Source organism: Billgrantia bachuensis (assembly GCF_011742165.1).
GTDB lineage: Bacteria > Pseudomonadota > Gammaproteobacteria > Pseudomonadales > Halomonadaceae > Halomonas > Halomonas bachuensis.
In genome coordinates, this window is the sequence record NZ_JAAQTO010000011.1 from 1 (window position 1) to 18,025 (window position 18,025).

The following is an 18,025-nucleotide window of genomic DNA, read 5'->3' on the forward strand; positions in this document are numbered from 1 at the left end:
CGCCCAGGTGGCGGAATTGGTAGACGCGCTAGCTTCAGGTGCTAGTATCCTTACGGATGTGGAGGTTCAAGTCCTCTCCTGGGCACCACCGCTCTCATGAGCAGATCGCGTCATGCAAGCTGAGCATTTTCAGAGCGAATTAACGAATTAAAAGAAACCGCGACCAGATCGCGGTTTTTTTGTGCCTGTGATTCCTCGCGCAGCCATTTATTTCAATAACGGGCGGGCAAGCGCGCCACCTCTTCCAACGCCCACCCCTCGGCGACGACCTCCCCTTCCAGCACTGCGGCCACCTCTTCGGGCAGGTTCGGGAAGAAATCGAGGCCGGTGCGCGCCTCCACCGCGTCGATGCTCACCAGGTAGTCATCCAGCGGTTCGTCGCCGCGCACATCCTGAGGCATGATGAAGGCCAGCGCCCTGGGCTCCTCGGCCGGTACCACGACGATCTTGTAGAAGGCTTCGGGGATCTCGACGAGCCCCACCCGATTGGTCACGTTGTCGAGGAAGCGTTCGGGGAAGACCGGACCGGTAATCACCTGCACCACGCCGAAGCGCGGCACAAAGTGGTCGATTACCACCTCCTCCAGGCGCTGCCACAGCCGGCGGTTGAGATCGGGCCGCTGGGGAGTGATGTTGCTCATCAGGAACGACTGCTGCTGGGCCTGGCGTCCATGCACCGCGGCAATGGCGTAGTTGGGAGCCAGATGACCGCGGTCGTAGCCGCTGCCGAAATAGCTGTCGGCGCCGATTGGCCAAAGGGTGCGCCAATCCTGGCGAAAGTCGGGCCTGGCCCCTGCCCTCGGGTCTTCCACCTCGTGCAGCAGATAGCTGACCCACAGCGGGTTGACCCGCACGTCCGACCAGCCGACCAGGAAACCGTCGTTGCGCAGCACGCGGTGGACGCTCAAGGGGGTTGGGCTTTCCCAGGTAGGCACGCCCATCCAGCTCAACTGGTCGCGGTACCCCTGTTCCTGGGTGTACCACAGGCCGCTGCCGACCAGCACGAAAACGAGCGAGATAGCGAACTGGCGGATGCGGGAGCGCCAGCGTGGCAGCGAAGCGCGGCGGCGCCTGCTGCGAGAACGTGCTAAGGCCATGGATCGTTCCGAATGGTGCCGCTGCCGGCACGTCTCGGCGCCGGCACTCAGCCTCCAGAGTATTGAGAAAAGAGAACCGCCGGGCTACCAGCCCAGCGAGAACATGGTTTCAAGATCGTGCCGGGAATGCACCTGCATGGCATTCAGGGTTTCGGTATCGCGAATGCCCTCGACGGCATTGAGGCGCTCGGTCACCAGCTCGGCCAGGCTCTCGAAATCACGGGTGCGGGCGATCGCCACCAGGTCGTAGCGGCCGCAAGTGGAGTAGACCTCGCTGATTCCCTCGACGTCGGCGAGCCGTTCGGCCACCGCCTTGACCTGGCCCTTGTCGGTGTTGATCAGGATCACGGCATTTTGCATCGGGCACCCTCCCCGTTAAAAAAAATCGTGCGGCTTGGCACGGCCGCGCTGGCGCGAGTATAGCAGGCCGGCCACAGGGGCTGAATCACGGTTCAGCCCCTGTCATCTAAATGCAAGGCGGCAGGAACACCACCGGGTAGCCGATGAACAGCGTGGCACCCGCCGAGAACAGATAAACCCCTGCCGAGGTGAAGGCAAAGTAGCATTCGCGGTGAAGCCCTGCCCGACGGGCCGCCGTGACACCGGCCCAGCTCAGCCCCAGCAGCAGCACGGTGGTGGCCAGCGTGGCCAGCCCCACAGCGATGTTGATGCCGGTCAGCATGCCTTGCTCCGGCGTGGGAGGCGCCACCGAGCAGGCCACCGAAAGTCCGGCATAGATGGCCACGAACCAGAGCCCCCAGATGGTTGGGCCGACAACCAGATGAATTGGATGAGCCATCCTCAACAGGCGCTTCATGAGGCCCCTCCCAGCAGTGTCGGCATGACCCAGACAGCCACGAACAGGCTCCAGTAGACGACCAGGTTGTAGTACCACAGGCGCAGCACCACCACCGGCTCGAGGGGCGCCTCGGCGCCGACGAAGCCGTAGCCGACCCGCAACCCCTGCAACAGACACAGCAGCGCCCCCAGCAGCGCATGGATCAGCACGTAGGCGAGCGCCACCAGTAGCGTAGCATCATGGGCGGTTTCGCTGGGTGCCAGCCCCGCCTGCCAGATCGCCAGGCCCAGCAGAGCCGACTGCAGCGCACCGAGCCCGGCGGCCAGGTACATGCCCCCGCCGAGCCCCGAATCGTTGTGCCGACGCAAGCGACGTACCATTTTGGCCAGCCACGCGCTGCCCAGCGTCAACGCGAGGCCCGCCCCCGCCAGCAGCGGCAGCGAGAGCGGAGACGTTTCCGGCATCTGCCATTCGGGGGCCACGGTCCACAGGTAGAACCAGCCGAACAGCAGCGAGAGGTAGAACGAACCGTTGGCCAGGTGGGCAACCGACATGGTCCAGACCCCGGGGCCATTCATGGTGCGTGAATGCAGCGGAGGCTGGCCGGGCGCCACCGTAGCGTCGGGCGCAGCCTTGGGATGCGCCCCGTTCTCCCATGACCAGCGCAGCAGGAACACGGCCGCCACCAGTGTCGCCACGCCCGCCAGCGGATAGAGCCTGACCAGAAGGCAGATGCACACCACTGCCAGGGACAGGGCAGCGAAGAATGGCCACCAGGAGTTGGTGGGCAAGTGCACCACTTCGCGCAGCTTGCCAGTCAGGGCATCGCTGCCCCAGGTCTCTCGTCGGCCATGGTCGATGGTGTTGAGGCCATGCTGCCCCTCGGTGATGGTGCGCGGCAGTTCGGGGTCGTCCCACAGCGGATGGCGCGTCTCGAGCCGCGGCAGGCTGACGAAGTTATAGGGCGTGGGCGGCTTGGGCATGGCCCACTCCAGGGTGTCGGCATTCCAGGGATTCTGCGGTGCCTTCCGGCCAAAGCGAAAATGTAGCGCAATGTCGAGGATCAGCAGCGCCACGCCGGCAGACATCATGAAGCCGCCCACCGACGAAATCAGATTGTAGATATCCCAGCCCATGGCGCTGTCGTAGGTGAACACGCGCCGGCGCATGCCCAGTAGTCCCGTCCAGTGCATGATCAGGAAGGTGACGTTGAAGCCGAGGAAGATCAGCCAAAAGCTCCACTTGCCAAGCCGCTCCGACGGCATTCTCCCCGAGACCAGCGGCAGCCAGTAGTAGAGCCCGGCCATCAACGGGAACAGCATGCCCCCCACCAGCACGTAGTGCATGTGAGCGACCACGAAGTGTGTATCGTGAACCTGCCAGTTGAACGGCACCAGAGCCAGCATCACCCCGGTCAGCCCGCCCAGCACGAAGATCACCAGGAAGCCGACGATCCACAGCATCGGCAGCGACATCACCGGCCGCCCCAGCCACAGCGTGGAGAGCCAGACGAAGATCTGGATGCCGGTGGGAATCGCCACCAGCATGCTCGCCGCCGAGAAGAAGGCCAGCGCCAGCTGCGGGATGCCCAGCGTGAACATGTGATGCACCCACAGGCCGAAGCTGATGAAGCCCATGATCACGATGGCGGCCACCACCCAGCCGTAGCCGACGATGGGGCGCCGGGCGAAGACCGGCAACAAGGTCGAGACGATACCCGCCCCCGGCAGGAAAATGATGTAGACCTCGGGATGCCCGAACAGCCAGAACAGGTGCGCCCAGAGCACCGGGTCGCCACCGCCCGCCACGTCGAAGAACGGCATGCCGGCGGCACGCTCCAGCTCGAGCAGGATGCTGCCCAGGATCAACGGCGGGAAGCCGACCACGATCATCAGCGCCATGGCCAGGATGTACCAAGCGAACAGCGGCATCTTGTGCAGCGCCATGCCTTCGGTACGCGTGCGCAGGATCGATACGACCAGCTCCACCCCGGCGGAAAGGGCGGATATCTCGACGAAGGTGATACCCAGCAGCCAGAAGTCCGAGCCGCGCCCCGGGGAGTAATCGCCGCTGCTGAGCGGGGTGTACATGAACCAGCCGCTTGATGGGGCCATCTCCAGCACCAGGCTGGAGGTCAGGATGATGCCGCCGAACAGATAGCAGAAATAACCGAAGGCCGAGAGCCGCGGGCAGACCAGGTCGCGGGCGCCGATCATCTTGGGGATCATGTAGATCGCCACTCCCTCGAGAATGGGGATGGCGAACAGGAACATCATCACCGTGCCGTGCATCGAGAAGACCTGATTGTAGGTCTCGTGCGACATGAAGTCGTTGTCGGGAAAGGCGAGCTGGGTGCGGATCAGCATCGCCAGCAGCCCGCCGATCAGGAAGAAGACCGCCCCGGTCACCATGAAGCGCAGGCCAACGCTGGTATGGTTGACTACGGTCAAAGCGCCCAGGCCGGCCGGATTGGCCCAGACTCTGGCCATACCCTCGTGCAGCCGGCGTATTCCGGGGGTCAGCGTCGCGTCCTTGGTATCGCTCATGGTTCCAACGTCTCCAGCCAGGCACCGATATCTTCAAGTGTCTCGGTATCGATATGGTTATGGGGCGGCATCCGGTTGCCGGGCTTGAGCGTCTGATGGTGCTGCAGCCAATAAGCGATGGCGCCCTCTTCCATGGGCAACACACCGGCGCCCAACGTGGGTCGGGAGCCGATGTCGCTGAGGTCGGGGCCCTCGATGTCGTGGGACATGTCGTCGACGATGAGCTCCTCGGGGAAGCCATCCACCGTATGGCAAGCCGCGCAGTGCTCGCCGAAGGCTTCCTGCGCCTCGTCGAATCCGTCACGCAGCTGGTGCGGTGAGCGGCGTTCGGCCAGCCAGGCCTCGAATTCATCACGCTCGAGCGCTTCGACGTGGAGCAGCATGTGAGTGTGCTGCGCACCGCAGTATTCGGCACACTGAGCGCCGAAGACACCGGACGACTCCGCCTCGAGGCGGACGGTGGAATGGCGCCCGGGCACCATGTCCCGCTTGCCCCCCAGGCGCGGAATCCAGAAGGCGTGAATGACATCGGCACTGGTCAGGCGAAAGTCGACGGGTTCGCCGGCCGGCATCACTAGTCGGTTGGCGGTGACGACGTCCCGCTCACCGTTAGCGCCGGGGTAACGCACCTCCCACCACCACTGGTGACCGACCACCTCGATGCGCTCGGCTTCACCTTCGGCAAGCGGCAGCGGCAGCATGCCGCGGCCGGTGGGTGCAGCGAATACCAACAGCGCGATGATGCTGGCCACCGGTAGCGCGACCCCTCCGCCGAGCACCCAGCGCAGCATGATACGTCGCTCTTCCCGCGCCGTGCGCTGCGGCTGCTCTCGCCGTCGGAAGGTGAAGAGCCACAGCACAAATACCACAGCGGCAACGATCAAGCTGACGGTGAGCATCGCCCACCAGACCCAGAATTGGTCCTGGGCCGCCGGACCCGCAGCATCCATGGTCGACATCTCGCCACTGCAGCCGGCCAGCAGGCCAAGCAGAGGACCTGCATACCAGATTGTCCGGCGTAGCCGGTTGACCCGGTACCGACCAAGGCGTTGAATGCCAGAGAGAGTATTGAACAGATCGCAAAGGACGCGAACATGGCCGACAAACCGATCCGCACCATCAATAGCCGTATTGCCATATTCGGCCACCCGATGCATCCCACCCTCGTCCACTTTCCTGTCGCATGCCTGCTGCTGCTGGTCGGCAGCGATGCTGCCTACCTTTATTCCGGGAACGCGTTCTGGGCCAAGGCGAGCCTGTGGTTGGCCGGTATCGGCGCATTGAGTGGCTGGATCGCCAGCACCGTGGGCCTGATCGACCTGGTCACGATCCGTCAGATCCGACGCAAGCTCCTCGGCTGGTGTCACGCCATCGTGGCAGTGATGATGCTGTCGCTGGCCTCGCTCAACTGGCTGTGGCGCTTCCTGGACTCCGCCAACCTGCTGCCCTGGGCTGTCGCCCTGACCCTCCTCACTGCAGTCCTGGTCGGCCTGACCGGTGCCCTTGGCGGCACGCTGGTCTACGAAGATGCGGTGGGAGTGGAGATCGACGACAAGTGAGGCGGACCATGCATGGCGGGGCGAATGGCACATCGTAACTCTCCTTGTCATGCCTCAAACAAATGGCTTGCTCAGCACAAGCACCAGGACAGTGAGCATCAACACGGCCGACGTGACGGCGATCAGCCCGCTTGCGGGTAACAGAAAGCGGTGTCGTTCCCGCTCCAGCCGCACGATCAGCCCCCCGCACAGGACATGGCACAGCACCATACCGCTGACGGCGGCGAGTTTGAGCACCAACCAGCCCATTGCAATCTGGCCGACAATGAACAACAGGGTACCGCTCATGATTGCGAGCAGAGCGAAAGGCGTGGCGATATGGGTGAAAACGAAACGCAGGATGATCGGCACGGGCAGATCGAACGAAGAAGCCCCCCGCGACCTGGCGCCAGCCAGCAACATGGCAGGGAGATAAAGCAGGGAAGCACACCAGCACAGCAGCGTGGCGATGTGCAGAACCTTGATCCACGGCATAACAGCATCCTTGCAGCAGCAGTGTGAACCCACCCTAACCAATGTAGGGCAGCGGGGCCAGGTTTACCGGACGACTTGCATCCGCCACGCACGGCCTCTCCCCTTACATAAGCGGCTCTGCTGAAACCGCATGACACCAAGCGGAAATGCAGCGCAACACTCTGCAATTGCGACCTTGGTAGAAAAAGTGTTCCCTCTGCTGACGCGAAGAACTTCATGTCCCTCGTTGAGTCAGATAGCCAGGCCGATGTATCAGCACCAACCTTGGCGCCAGTCTGGTCTGAAACGGGTATTCTTCCTTGACCGTGTTGAAGCAGGAGAGTCATCCATGGCCAAAAAGAGCCTCCCCTTGGCCGAACAGAGCCGACGTGCCTTTCTACGTTACAGCCTGCTGGGCGTAGCTGCCCTGCCCCTGGGAATCGGCGTCATGTCACGTCGAGCCTTCGCCCAGAGCCTGCCAAGGCTCGACCCCAACGACGAGCAGGCCCAGGCATTGAACTATGTCGAAGCGGCCGAGCAAGCCAGTGACCATCCGGCTTATGAAGAGGGTGAATCCTGCAGCACCTGCATGTTCTTCGAGCGGCGCAGCGAAGGCTGCCAGCTGTTTCCCCAGAACAGCGTCGAGCCCGGCGGATGGTGCCAATCCTGGGTCAGCGTGGACTGAGGCGGGCCCAAGGCCCGCCAGCGCCCCTCCTTTTCCTCGTACTACTCCTTTCCTTCCTCATCGGGTAGCGGCCACTGATAGCGCCGGACGACCGCTCCCTCTTCGGAGAGCGACTCCAGGCGCACGGGGAAGCCCCACAGCTGATGCAGATGCCGGATCACCGGATAGACGCTACGGCCCATCGGGCGTCGGCTGTCCTGCACGTGATGCAGGGTAAGCGAGCGATTGCCACGGATGTTGGCCTCGTAGACCTGAATGTTGGGCTCTCGCAGGGACAGCGCATACTGCTGCGCCAAGGCCTCGCGAATCCGGCGATAGCCACGCTCGTCGTGGATGGCGGCCACCTCGAGCATTTCCTCCTGATCGTCGTCGACGATGCTGAACAGCTTGAGGTCGCGCATCACCTTGGGTGAGAGGAACTGCTGGATGAACGACTCGTCCTTGAAATTACGCATGGCGAAATGCACCGCCTCGAGCCAATCGCTACCCGCGGTGTCGGGAAACCACTCACGGTCCTCGTCGGTGGGGTTCTCGCACATGCGCTTGATGTCGCTGAACATGGCAAAGCCCAGCGCATAGGGATTGATACCGCTGTAGAAGGGGCTGTCGAAACCGGGCTGACTGACTACGGCGGTGTGCGACTGCAGGAACTCCAGCATCAATCCCTCGTCGACCAGGCCTTCATCGTAGAGCCGGTTCATCAACGTGTAGTGCCAGAAGGAGGCCCAGCCCTCGTTCATGACCTGAGTCTGGCGCTGGGGATAGAAGTACTGCGCCAGCTTGCGCACGATACGCACGATCTCGCGCTGCCAGGGCGCCAGCAGCGGTGCGTTCTTCTCGAGAAAATAGAGCAGGTTCTCCTGGGGCTCGGGAGGATAGCGCCCCGCCGTGTGCAGTCCCAGGGGATCCTCCTCGCTGTCCAGGCTGCCGGGCAGGGCGTCGGCCTGCTGACGCCCTGGAATGGTACGCCACAGCGTGTTGACCTGGGCCTGGAGGTACTCCTCGCGCTCCGCCTGCCGCCGCACCTCCTCTTCGGCGGAGATGGGTGACGGCCGCTTGTAGCGGTCGACACCGTAGTTCTGCAGGGCATGGCAGGCGTCGAGCAGCTGTTCGACGGCGGTCACCCCGTGGCGCTCCTCGCACTCGGCCACGTAGCGGCGGGCGAAAACCAGGTAATCGACGATCGAACTCGCGTCCGTCCAGGTGCGGAACAGGTAGTTGCCCTTGAAGAAGGAGTTGTGGCCATAGCAGGCGTGAGCCATGACCAGCACCTGCATCATCAGCGTATTCTCTTCCATGAGATAGGCGATGCAGGGGTCCGAATTGATGACCAGCTCGTAGGCGAGCCCCATCTGGCCGCGCCGATAGGCCTGCTCCACCGCCAGGAACTGCTTGCCGAACGACCAGTGATGGTATCCCACCGGCATCCCCACGCTGGCATAGGCATCCATCATCTGTTCGGTGGTGATGATCTCGATCTGGTTGGGATAGGTGTCCAGCCGATACTCATCGGCCAGCCTGGCCAGCTCCCGCTCGTACGCATCGAGGATCTCGAAGTTCCAGTCGGAACCGGTGGCAATCGGCTTGCGTCGGGTCATGTTGCCTCCTCGTTCGCTCAATGGGCGGCGCGGCGCTTGAACAGCTCACGGAACACCGGATAGATGTCGCCCGCCTCGACGATCTGGCGCATGGCGAAACGGTCGGGGAATTCTGCAGCCACCGTCTCGTACTCCTCCCACAGTGCCTGATGTGCATGCGGGGTGATCTCCACGTAGGTGTAGTACTGCAGGCGCGGCATCAGCGTCTTCATCAACCGCTCGCGGCAGTTCACCGAATCGTCGTCCCAGTTGTCGCCGTCCGAGGCTTGGGCCACATAGAGATTCCACTGTGAAGGGGGATAGCGACGAGTGATGATCTCGTCGACCAGCGTCAAGGCACTGGAGACGATGGTGCCGCCGGTTTCGCGTGAGTAGAAGAACTCTTCCTCGTCGACCTCCTTGGCCGCGGTATGGTGGCGCACGAAGACCAGTTCGACCTTCTCGTAGTTGCGCTCGAGGAAGAGATACAGCAGCAGGAAGAAGCGCTTGGCGATGTCCTTGTGGGCCTGGGTCATGGAGCCGGAAACGTCCATGACACAGAACATCACCGCCTTGCTCGAAGGCTGCGGCTGGTTGATCAGGTTGTTGTAACGCAGGTCATAGGTGTCGATGAACGGCACCGCCTCGAGACGCTTCTCGAGACGCTCGATCTCGGCCTTGAGTTCGCTGATGCGAGATGGGTTACGCAGCACCGGGTCCTTGCGCTCTTCCTCTTTCAGCGATTCCTGCGCCTCTCGCAGCGCACGACGGATGGGGGCACGCATGGCAATGCGCCTGGCATACGCCTCGCGCATGGAACGCACGATATTGATCCGCGCCGGTACCCCGTCGCGGGTGACCCCGGCACGCACCGGCTTCACTTCATCCAGGTCCTTGAGCGCCTTGCGCTCGAGGTGCGGCAGTTCCAGGCCGTCGAAGACGAAGTCGAGAAACTCCTCGCGGGTCAGGCTGAAGGCGAACTCGTCCATGCCCTCGCCCTGGTTGGAGGCATTGCCCTCGCCGGCGCCCCCTCCACCGCCGCCCCCACCGGGGCGGCGCAGACGATCGCCCTCGACGAACTCCTTGTTGCCGGGGCTGACGATGGTGCGCTTGCCGCCGGGGCCATGCTGGAAGACCGGCTCCGAAATGTCGCGAGTCGGAATCGAGACCTTCTCGCCACGCTCCATGTCGGTGATCGAGCGGCGGTTGACGGCCTCCTCGACCGAGCGCTTGATGTGCGTCCGGTAGCGGTCGAGGAAGCGCTGGCGGTTCACGGCGCTCTTGTTCTTGGCGTTGGCGCGTCGATCGATGAAATAGGTCATGTTGACCTCCTGGCTCGCGCCGGTTATTGCGATTTACGCACCCGCAGGTACCACTCCGAGAGCAGCCGCACCTGCTTCTCGGTGTAGCCGCGATCTTTCATGCGGGCCACGAAGTCCTCGTGCTTCTTCTGGTCCGCGGTCGAGGCCTTGGCGTTGAAGGAGATCACCGGCAGCAGTTCCTCGGTGTTGGCGAACATCTTGTGCTCGATCACCCCGCGCAACTTCTCGTAGGACTGCCAGCTCGGGTTCATGCCGTTGTTCTGAGCTCGCGCCCGCAGCACGAAGTTGACCACCTCGTGACGGAAATCCTTGGGATTTGAGATGCCCGCCGGCTTCTCGATCTTCTCCAGCTCTTCGTTGAGCGCCTGACGGTTGAACAGCTCCCCGGTTTCCGGATCGCGATACTCCTGGTCCTGTATCCAGAAGTCGGCGTAGGTCACGTAGCGGTCGAAGATGTTCTGGCCGTACTCGGAGTAGGACTCGAGGTAGGCGGTCTGGATCTCCTTGCCTATGAAGTCGACATAGCGCGGCGCCATGAACTCCTTGATGTAACGCAGGTAGCGCTCGAAGGTCTCCTTGGGCAGATGCTCCTGCTCGAGGCGCTGCTCGAGGACGTAGAGCAGATGCACCGGGTTGGCGGCGATCTCGTGGTTGTCGAAGTTGAAGACCTTCGACAGGATCTTGAAGGCGAAGCGCGTGGAGAGCCCATCCATGCCCTCATCGACGCCGGCCGAATCTCGATACTCCTGGATTGACTTCGCCTTGGGGTCGGTGTCCTTGAGATTCTCGCCGTCGTAGACGCGCATCTTGGAGTAGATGCTCGAATTCTCCGGCTCCTTGAGCCGCGAGAGTACCGAGAACTGGGCCAGCATGCGCAGGGTGTCGGGAGCGCAGGGCGCCTGATCGAGCGAAGAGTGCTCGAGCAGCTTCTTGTAGATGTTGATCTCTTCGGTGACACGCAGGCAGTAGGGCACCTTGACGATATAGACGCGGTCGAGGAATGCCTCGTTGTTGCGATTGTTGCGGAACGCCTGCCATTCGCTCTCGTTGGAGTGGGCCAACACGATGCCGTCGAAGGGAATCGCCCCCATGCCCTCGGTGGGGTTGTAGTTGCCTTCCTGGGTGGCGGTCAGCAGCGGGTGCAGCACCTTGATCGGCGCCTTGAACATCTCGATGAACTCCATCAGGCCCTGGTTGGCCTTGCACAGGCCACCGGAGAAGCTGTAGGCGTCCGGGTCGTCCTGTGAATAGAGTTCGAGCTGGCGGATATCGACCTTACCCACCAGCGAGGAGATGTCCTGGTTGTTCTCGTCGCCCGGCTCGGTCTTGGAGATGGCGATCTGGTTGAGCCGCGAGGGATACAGCCGCACCACCTTGAACTGCGAGATGTCGCCGCCATACTCCTTGAGCCGCTTGGCCGCCCAGGGCGACATCACGCTCTTCACGTAGCGGCGCGGGATGCCGTACTCCTTCTCGAGCAGCTCGCCATCCTCCTCGGGAGAGAACAGGCCCAGTGGCGATTCGTATACCGGCGAGCCCTTGATGGCGTAGAACGGGATCCGCTCCATCAACAGCTTGAGCCGTTCGGCCAGCGACGACTTGCCACCGCCCACCGGCCCCAGGAGATAGAGGATCTGCTTGCGCTCCTCGAGCCCTTGGGCGGCATGGCGGAAGTAAGCCACGATCTGCTCGATCGCCTCCTCCATGCCGTAGAACTCGGCAAAGGCCGGATAGCGGCGAATCACCTTGTTGGAAAAGATTCGGGAGAGCCGCGGATCCTTGGCAGTGTCGATCACCTCGGGTTCGCCGATGGCCTTCAGCATCCGCTCGGCGGCGCTGGCGTAGGCCATGGGGTCCTCACGACACAGCTCCAGGTACTCCTGCAGGCTCATTTCCTCCTGCTGGACACGAGAGAAGCGGTTCTGCACATGATCGAAGATGCTCATCGAAGCCTCCTGTTTGCCTACCCTGTCGGCCACCCGGTCGGAATGGCCGCCTTGGGTTACTCATCAGCCTAGCCACTTCGGGGCGGAGTGGGTGGCAAAGAATCAACGCAAGGTAAGGATAATCATGAGAACGCCGAAGGCGCCAAGGGTTCGATGGATGAGAGCGCGGCATTAAACGCTGTTAAGACGCACAGCAAGGCCTACCTTGTTCGCCTCGCTGCAAGAGGCGCCTAGGCGACGAAAGGCGCATGACAGGCGGTCGGCGCCGGGTTCGGCGTCGGAAAATGCCATGAAGGGAGGGTTCGGCGGCACGACGAACGGTCGGGCGACCAACCGTCGCACATTGCAGGCAGGTAGCGATTGGGCAGCAAGAGATTTTTTCAGCTTAGCTGCCCAGGCGGGTTCGTCTGTCAACGCTACACGCTACAGTCCGGCCGCCACCCGCGTGCCCTGGTCGATGGCGCGTTTGGCGTCGAGCTCGGCGGCTTCGTCGGCCCCGCCGATCAGATGCACCGCCACGCCAGCCTCTTTTAGCGGATCGAGCAGCTCACGCACCGGATCCTGACCGGCACAGACCACCACGCTGTCGACTTCCAGCAAGCGCGGCTCCTCGACGTGGCGGATGTGCAGGCCAGCGTCGTCGATGCCTACATATTCACAGCCGGCCAACGCCTCGACGCCGCGGTGTCGCAGCGACATGCGGTGCACCCAGCCGGTCGACTTGCCCAGCCCCTTGCCGGGCTTGGAGCGTTTGCGCTGCAGCAGGTCGACCTGTCGTGGCGTGTCGGGCCGCTCGGGCGCCCGCAGTCCGCCCCGCTCGGCGACGCCGAGGTCCACTCCCCACTCGGCACACCAGGCCTCAAGATCCAGCGACGGATGCCCCACGTGGGTGAGCAGCTCGGCCACGTCGAAGCCGATGCCACCGGCGCCGATGATCGCCACACGCGGCCCCACGCGCTCGGGATGCAGGATCGCCGTGGGATAACTCATCACCTTGGGGTGATCGATGCCCGGCAGGTCGAGCCGTCGCGGGCGTACGCCACTGGCCAGGATCACCGCCTCGAAACCGCGCAGCGTCTGCACGTCCGGCTCGCTGCCGAGCTTCACCGAGACGCCATGCTTGGCGAGCATCACCTTGTAGTAGCGCAACGTCTCGTCGAATTCCTCCTTGCCGGGAATCTTGCGCGCCAGGTTGAACTGCCCGCCGAGCTCGCCGGTGCGTTCGAACAGCGTAACGCGATGGCCGCGCCGGGCGGCGGTGAGCGCCGCCGCCATACCTGCCGGGCCGCCACCGACCACGGCTACGTCGCGCGGCGTCTCGACCGGCTCGACCACGAGCTCGGTCTCATGGCATGCCTGGGGATTGACCAGACAGGAAGTAAGCTTGCCCTGGAAGGTGTGGTCGAGGCATGCCTGGTTACAGGCAATGCAGGTATTGATCTCGTCGACCCGCCCCTCGGCCGCCTTGCTCACCCAGGCCGGGTCGGCCAGGAAGGGACGCGCCATGGAAACCATGTCGGCATGCCCCTCGGCCAGGACCCGCTCGGCCACCTCGGGCATGTTGATGCGGTTGGTGGTGATCAGAGGAATGGAGAGTTCAGCCTTCATGCGCCGGGTCACCTCGGTGAAGGCCGCCCGCGGCACGCTGGTGACGATGGTCGGCACGCGCGCCTCGTGCCAACCGATGCCGGTGTTGATCAGGCTGGCGCCGGCAGTCTCGATGGCGCGCCCCAGTGCCACTACCTCGTCCCAGCTGCTGCCCTCTTCCACCAGATCGATCATCGACAGGCGGAAGATGATCAGGAAATCGTCTCCCACTGCTTGGCGAATGCGCGACACGATCTCGACCGCAAAGCGCATGCGGTTCTCGAACGCTCCGCCCCAGCGATCGCTGCGGTGATTGGTGCGCAGGCACAGGAACTGATTGATCAGGTAGCCCTCGGAGCCCATCACCTCGACACCGTCGTAACCGGCCTCACGCGCCAGGGAAGCACAGCGCACGTAATCGTCGATCTGGCGCTCCACCTCGTCGTCGCTGAGCTCGCGTGGAGTAAAGGGGTTGATCGGCGCCTGGATCGGCGATGGCGCCACCAGTTCGGGCGAATAGGCATAGCGTCCGGCATGCAGTATCTGCATGCAGATATGACTGCCTTCGTCATGTACCGTCTCGACCACGCCGCGATGGTCGGCCACCTGCTCGGCTCGCTCCAGCGTGGCGGCGCCCTGGAACACCGCACCTTCCGCATTGGGAGCGATACCACCGGTAACGATCAAGCCCACGCCCTCGCGGGCGCGCTCGGCATAGAAGGCCGCCAGGCGCGCAAAGCCATTCGGCGCCTCTTCGAGATTGGTATGCATGGAGCCCATCAGCACGCGGTTGGGCAGCGTCAGGTGGCCCACCTCGAGCGGACGAAAAAGATGAGGATAGCGCACGCCGAACTCCTCCTTGGGTCGAGTCACGGTTATTTCAAACAACTGTATGATAGCCAGGCGACAGGCGCAAAGGAAAAGCGAGCCTTACGCCCAAAGACGAAGTACGCTTTGCTCTCGCTACGGGGAGACGCCGCGACCCAGGCATGGCGGGCGAAAGCAAGACGGAGGGAGTATAGACGATACGAAAAGGCCCCGAGCCTGGAGCTCGGGGCCTGAAATCGGATGGCGGACCGGACGGGACTCGAACCCGCGACCTCCGGCGTGACAGGCCGGCATTCTAACCGACTGAACTACCGGTCCAACAGATGACGCAGCAATGGAAACGATGGCGGACCGGACGGGACTCGAACCCGCGACCTCCGGCGTGACAGGCCGGCATTCTAACCGACTGAACTACCGGTCCGCTGTTTGCTTCCTACGTGATCACCATTGCTTCGAGTTCGAGAGCGATGGTGGGTGGTACAGGGTTCGAACCTGTGACCCCCAGCTTGTAAGGCTGGTGCTCTCCCAGCTGAGCTAACCACCCCTGGTCACGTGGCGCTGAATTCTACAGGGATCGGCTTGGTTGTCAATGCCCTGGCCATGCAAAACGCTATCGAAGAGGCGGGTTCCCGCAGCGACAATCGCCACAGCCCGCGCCATCCGTAACATTGGTCATCCTGACGCCCCGTGCGCTTTCATGAAGGCGGCGATCACGGCCGCACCCTCCTCGATCAATTCCGCCTGGGTACGACCCGATCGTCGTCGCGGTTTCCAGTCGTGGTCGCCATCCTCCAACCAGTGCAGCTGCCTCTGGCCAGCCAGTTCATAGTGGGCAACTTCATCGCGGCTACCGAAGGGATCGCGACTGCCCTGCACCACCAGAGTGGGACAGGTGATCCGTGGCCAGTGTGCGAGGCGCAACTTCTCGGGTTTACGCGGCGGGTGGAAAGGGTAGCCACACAGCACCAAGCCGGCCGCTCGTTCTCGCGTCGCCAGCAGGCTGGCCACCCGGCCACCAAGGGATTTCCCGCCGAGCCACAGAGTACCCCCTTGAGGATGTGTCAGAATGTCGCACCAGCGCGACAATTCTTCTACCAGTTGGTCAATGGGTGGCGGCGGAATTCGCCTGTCTTCCCGCCGTGCACGCTGCATGTAGGCGAACTCTATGGCAAGGGTCTGCACGCCCTGTTCGGCAAGTGCATCTCGTAATTGATTCATGTAAAGCGAATGCTGCCCAGCCCCCGCACCATGGGCGATCAGCAGGCGCCCCACGCTGCCACTGCCCCTCACTTCGAGCGGCCCGAGCCCGTCGACGAGCCAGCGCCCAGGCTCCCGGCCGCCTCCCTGTTCACGCATCTGGAGTAAGCCAATGGCTACCGAATCTAAACGTGCAAAGTTGGACACACGTCAATTTCCTATACGAGTTTCGCCTGTATCCTTGTTTCAGTCTGTCAGGCGGCTGCGCTAGAATCCGCCCTGCTTTCTAACCTGCATTACCCTCAACCGGGATTCTTGCCGTGGCCAGCGCCACCGCGAGCTCTCGATATGCGTTCGACGGGAACCTGACATGAGCACAGCATTAGAGCATCCGACCTACAACTACAAGGTAGTTCGGCAGTTCGCGATCATGACAGTGGTGTGGGGCATCGTGGGCATGCTCCTCGGTGTCATCCTTGCCGCACAACTGGTATGGCCGCAACTCAACCTCGACTTGCCTTGGACGAGCTTCGGCCGCCTGCGCCCGTTGCACACCAACGCGGTCATCTTCGCCTTCGGCGGCTCCGCGCTGATGGCAACCTCGTACTATGTGGTACAACGCACCTGCCAGACACGGCTGTTTAGCGACCGGCTCGCCGCCTTCACCTTCTGGGGCTGGCAAGCGGTGATCGTGTCGGCGGTGATCACGCTGCCGCTGGGCTACACCACCGTCAAGGAGTACGCCGAGCTCGAGTGGCCGATCAACATCCTGATCGCCGTGGTCTGGGTCAGCTATGCCATCGTCTTCCTGATGACCATCAAGCAGCGCAAGACCTCCCACATCTATGTGGCCAACTGGTTCTTCGCCGCTTTCATCCTGACCGTGGCGGTGCTGCACATCGTCAACAACGCCGCGATCCCGGTGTCGTGGATGTACTCCACCTCCATCTATGCCGGCACCATCGACGCCATGGTGCAGTGGTGGTACGGGCACAACGCGGTGGGCTTCTTCCTGACCGCCGGCTTCCTCGGCATGATGTACTACTTCGTGCCCAAGCAGGCCGAGCGCCCCATCTACTCCTACCGCTTGTCGATCGTCCACTTCTGGGCGCTGATCATGATCTACATGTGGGCCGGCCCGCACCACCTGCACTACACCGCCCTGCCCAACTGGGCGCAGTCGCTGGGCATGGTGATGTCGATCATTCTGCTGGCGCCCTCCTGGGGCGGCATGATCAACGGCATGATGACCCTTTCCGGCGCCTGGCATAAGCTGCGCACCGATCCAACCCTGCGCTTCCTGGTCGTGGCCCTGTCGTTCTACGGCATGTCCACCTTCGAAGGTCCGATGATGGCGGTGAAGACGGTCAACGCACTGTCCCACTACACCGACTGGACCATCGGCCACGTACATGCCGGCGCGCTGGGCTGGGTAGCGATGATTACCATCGGCTCCATGTACCACCTGATTCCGCGCCTGTTCGGCCGCACCGAGATGCACTCGGTGGGACTGATTGCCGTGCACTTCTGGCTGGCCACCATCGGCACCGTGCTCTACATCGCCGCCATGTGGGTCAACGGCATCCTGCAAGGCCTGATGTGGCGAGCCATCAACCCCGACGGCACGTTGATGTACACCTTCATCGAAGCCGTCGAAGCCAGCGGTCCGGGCTACATCGTGCGCCTGATCGGCGGCCTGTTCTGGGTCACCGGCATGCTGATCATGGCCTACAACGTCTTCATGACCGTCAAGCGCAGCCAGGCCCTGGGCCAGCAGCCGCTGCCGCAGACCGCCTGAGCAACCGGGGAAACCGACACCAATGAAACACGAGATCATCGAAAAGAACGTTGGCCTACTCGCCGTGTTGATCCTGGTGGTGATCAGCTTCGGCGGCCTGGCCGAGATCGTGCCGCTGTTCTTCCAGAAGCAGACCACGGAACCGGTCGATGGCCTGCGCCCCCTCTCGGCGCTGGAGCTGGAAGGCCGCGACATCTATCGCCGCGAGGGCTGCGTGGGCTGCCATTCGCAGATGATTCGTCCGTTCCGCGCCGAAACCGAACGTTACGGCCACTACAGTGTGGCCGGCGAGTCGGTCTACGAGCACAACTTCCTGTGGGGCTCCAAGCGTACCGGCCCGGATCTGGCCCGTGTCGGCGGTCGCTACAGCGACGACTGGCATCGCGCCCACATGTACAACCCCCGCGACGTGGTGCCGGAGTCGGTCATGCCGGCGTATCCCTGGCTGTTCGAGAACACCCTCGACGGCGAGGACACCCCGCGCAAGATGGAAGTCCTGCGCAGCCTCGGCGTGCCCTACACCGATGAGGACATCGAGGGCGCCACGCGCGAGGTGCGTGGCCAGCAGGAAATCACGGCACTGGTGGCCTACCTGCAGCAGTTGGGGACCGTACTCGAGGGCACGCGCTGA

15 protein-coding genes and 4 tRNA genes are annotated in these 18,025 nt (G+C 63.0%); 5 read left to right on the forward strand and 14 right to left on the reverse strand.

Features of this window, described 5'->3' with window-relative positions; translation table 11 throughout:
- Position 1: 1 nt before the first annotated feature.
- Positions 2 to 88: transfer RNA gene (locus tag HBJ55_RS04305), tRNA-Leu, on the forward strand.
- Positions 89 to 212: 124 nt separating this feature from the next.
- On the opposite strand, the gene HBJ55_RS04310 is transcribed toward HBJ55_RS04305, so the two are convergent.
- The 5 genes from HBJ55_RS04310 to coxB form a co-directional block, all read right to left on the reverse strand.
- A complete protein-coding gene (locus HBJ55_RS04310) occupies positions 213 to 1,097 on the reverse strand; it encodes a DNA/RNA non-specific endonuclease (protein WP_167111405.1) in 885 nt (294 codons plus the stop codon).
- An 84-nt stretch (positions 1,098 to 1,181) separates the two neighbouring features.
- On the reverse strand, positions 1,182 to 1,457 hold the full coding sequence (locus HBJ55_RS04315) for an Lrp/AsnC family transcriptional regulator (protein WP_043510462.1): 276 nt from the start codon (positions 1,455 to 1,457) through the stop codon (positions 1,182 to 1,184).
- Positions 1,458 to 1,563: 106 nt separating this feature from the next.
- Positions 1,564 to 1,914 (reverse strand): hypothetical protein, encoded by a 351-nt coding sequence (locus HBJ55_RS04320; RefSeq protein ID WP_167111407.1) that lies wholly within the window; start codon positions 1,912 to 1,914, stop codon positions 1,564 to 1,566.
- Positions 1,911 to 4,442: a cytochrome c oxidase subunit I gene (gene ctaD / locus HBJ55_RS04325; protein WP_167111409.1), complete on the reverse strand. Its 2,532-nt coding sequence runs from the start codon at positions 4,440 to 4,442 to the stop codon at positions 1,911 to 1,913. The genes HBJ55_RS04320 and ctaD overlap by 4 nt, the downstream gene beginning before the upstream one ends.
- Positions 4,439 to 5,392: a cytochrome c oxidase subunit II gene (gene coxB / locus HBJ55_RS04330; protein ID WP_338071964.1), complete on the reverse strand. Its 954-nt coding sequence runs from the start codon at positions 5,390 to 5,392 to the stop codon at positions 4,439 to 4,441. The genes ctaD and coxB overlap by 4 nt, the downstream gene beginning before the upstream one ends.
- 144 nt (positions 5,393 to 5,536) lie before the next feature.
- On the opposite strand from coxB, the gene HBJ55_RS04335 reads away from it, so the two are divergent.
- Positions 5,537 to 6,001: a DUF2231 domain-containing protein gene (locus HBJ55_RS04335; protein WP_167111413.1), complete on the forward strand. Its 465-nt coding sequence runs from the start codon at positions 5,537 to 5,539 to the stop codon at positions 5,999 to 6,001.
- A gap of 54 nt (positions 6,002 to 6,055) precedes the next feature.
- Here HBJ55_RS04335 and HBJ55_RS04340 read toward each other — a convergent pair whose 3' ends face one another.
- Positions 6,056 to 6,475 carry a CopD family protein gene (locus tag HBJ55_RS04340; protein WP_167111414.1) on the reverse strand — a complete coding sequence of 140 codons (420 nt, stop codon included), beginning with the start codon at positions 6,473 to 6,475 and terminating at the stop codon, positions 6,056 to 6,058.
- Positions 6,476 to 6,824: 349 nt separating this feature from the next.
- On the opposite strand from HBJ55_RS04340, the gene HBJ55_RS04345 reads away from it, so the two are divergent.
- Positions 6,825 to 7,139, forward strand: coding sequence for a high-potential iron-sulfur protein (locus HBJ55_RS04345; protein ID WP_167111468.1), 315 nt, complete (start codon positions 6,825 to 6,827; stop codon positions 7,137 to 7,139).
- A gap of 41 nt (positions 7,140 to 7,180) precedes the next feature.
- Here HBJ55_RS04345 and HBJ55_RS04350 read toward each other — a convergent pair whose 3' ends face one another.
- The 8 genes from HBJ55_RS04350 to HBJ55_RS04385 form a co-directional block, all read right to left on the reverse strand.
- On the reverse strand, positions 7,181 to 8,737 hold the full coding sequence (locus tag HBJ55_RS04350) for a SpoVR family protein (RefSeq protein ID WP_167111416.1): 1,557 nt from the start codon (positions 8,735 to 8,737) through the stop codon (positions 7,181 to 7,183).
- 17 nt (positions 8,738 to 8,754) lie between these two features.
- Positions 8,755 to 10,038 (reverse strand): YeaH/YhbH family protein, encoded by a 1,284-nt coding sequence (locus HBJ55_RS04355; protein ID WP_167111418.1) that lies wholly within the window; start codon positions 10,036 to 10,038, stop codon positions 8,755 to 8,757.
- Between the two features lie 23 nt (positions 10,039 to 10,061).
- The gene (locus HBJ55_RS04360) at positions 10,062 to 11,984 is read right to left on the reverse strand and encodes a PrkA family serine protein kinase (protein WP_167111420.1); all 1,923 of its coding nucleotides are present in this window, start codon (positions 11,982 to 11,984) and stop codon (positions 10,062 to 10,064) included.
- 423 nt (positions 11,985 to 12,407) lie between these two features.
- On the reverse strand, positions 12,408 to 14,444 hold the full coding sequence (locus tag HBJ55_RS04365) for an FAD-dependent oxidoreductase (RefSeq protein ID WP_338071965.1): 2,037 nt from the start codon (positions 14,442 to 14,444) through the stop codon (positions 12,408 to 12,410).
- A 196-nt stretch (positions 14,445 to 14,640) separates the two neighbouring features.
- Positions 14,641 to 14,717, reverse strand: a tRNA-Asp gene (locus HBJ55_RS04370).
- A gap of 26 nt (positions 14,718 to 14,743) precedes the next feature.
- A tRNA-Asp gene (locus tag HBJ55_RS04375) sits at positions 14,744 to 14,820 on the reverse strand.
- Positions 14,821 to 14,867: 47 nt separating this feature from the next.
- Positions 14,868 to 14,943 (reverse strand) — tRNA-Val (locus tag HBJ55_RS04380).
- Positions 14,944 to 15,071: 128 nt separating this feature from the next.
- Positions 15,072 to 15,755 carry an alpha/beta family hydrolase gene (locus HBJ55_RS04385; RefSeq protein ID WP_167111422.1) on the reverse strand — a complete coding sequence of 228 codons (684 nt, stop codon included), beginning with the start codon at positions 15,753 to 15,755 and terminating at the stop codon, positions 15,072 to 15,074.
- A 211-nt stretch (positions 15,756 to 15,966) separates the two neighbouring features.
- On the opposite strand from HBJ55_RS04385, the gene ccoN reads away from it, so the two are divergent.
- Positions 15,967 to 17,394, forward strand: a complete 1,428-nt coding sequence (ccoN, locus tag HBJ55_RS04390; protein WP_167111424.1) for a cytochrome-c oxidase, cbb3-type subunit I — start codon at positions 15,967 to 15,969, stop codon at positions 17,392 to 17,394.
- A gap of 22 nt (positions 17,395 to 17,416) precedes the next feature.
- Entirely contained in the window at positions 17,417 to 18,025 is a 609-nt protein-coding gene (ccoO, locus tag HBJ55_RS04395) for a cytochrome-c oxidase, cbb3-type subunit II (RefSeq protein ID WP_167111426.1), read from the forward strand.

Excerpts from the sequence above, each read along its gene's own strand:
- HBJ55_RS04310 (WP_167111405.1), bottom strand. The coding sequence starts at position 1,097 with ATGGCCTTAGCACGTTCTCGCAGCAGGCGCCGCCGCGCTTCGCTGCCA.
- HBJ55_RS04315 (WP_043510462.1), bottom strand. The coding sequence starts at position 1,457 with ATGCAAAATGCCGTGATCCTGATCAACACCGACAAGGGCCAGGTCAAG.
- HBJ55_RS04320 (WP_167111407.1), bottom strand. The coding sequence starts at position 1,914 with ATGAAGCGCCTGTTGAGGATGGCTCATCCAATTCATCTGGTTGTCGGC.
- ctaD (WP_167111409.1), bottom strand. The coding sequence starts at position 4,442 with ATGAGCGATACCAAGGACGCGACGCTGACCCCCGGAATACGCCGGCTG.
- coxB (WP_338071964.1), bottom strand. The coding sequence starts at position 5,392 with ATGGATGCTGCGGGTCCGGCGGCCCAGGACCAATTCTGGGTCTGGTGG.
- HBJ55_RS04335 (WP_167111413.1), top strand. The coding sequence starts at position 5,537 with ATGGCCGACAAACCGATCCGCACCATCAATAGCCGTATTGCCATATTC.
- HBJ55_RS04340 (WP_167111414.1), bottom strand. The coding sequence starts at position 6,475 with ATGCCGTGGATCAAGGTTCTGCACATCGCCACGCTGCTGTGCTGGTGT.
- HBJ55_RS04350 (WP_167111416.1), bottom strand. The coding sequence starts at position 8,737 with ATGACCCGACGCAAGCCGATTGCCACCGGTTCCGACTGGAACTTCGAG.
- HBJ55_RS04355 (WP_167111418.1), bottom strand. The coding sequence starts at position 10,038 with ATGACCTATTTCATCGATCGACGCGCCAACGCCAAGAACAAGAGCGCC.
- HBJ55_RS04360 (WP_167111420.1), bottom strand. The coding sequence starts at position 11,984 with ATGAGCATCTTCGATCATGTGCAGAACCGCTTCTCTCGTGTCCAGCAG.
- HBJ55_RS04385 (WP_167111422.1), bottom strand. The coding sequence starts at position 15,755 with ATGCGTGAACAGGGAGGCGGCCGGGAGCCTGGGCGCTGGCTCGTCGAC.
- ccoN (WP_167111424.1), top strand. The coding sequence starts at position 15,967 with ATGAGCACAGCATTAGAGCATCCGACCTACAACTACAAGGTAGTTCGG.
- ccoO (WP_167111426.1), top strand. The coding sequence starts at position 17,417 with ATGAAACACGAGATCATCGAAAAGAACGTTGGCCTACTCGCCGTGTTG.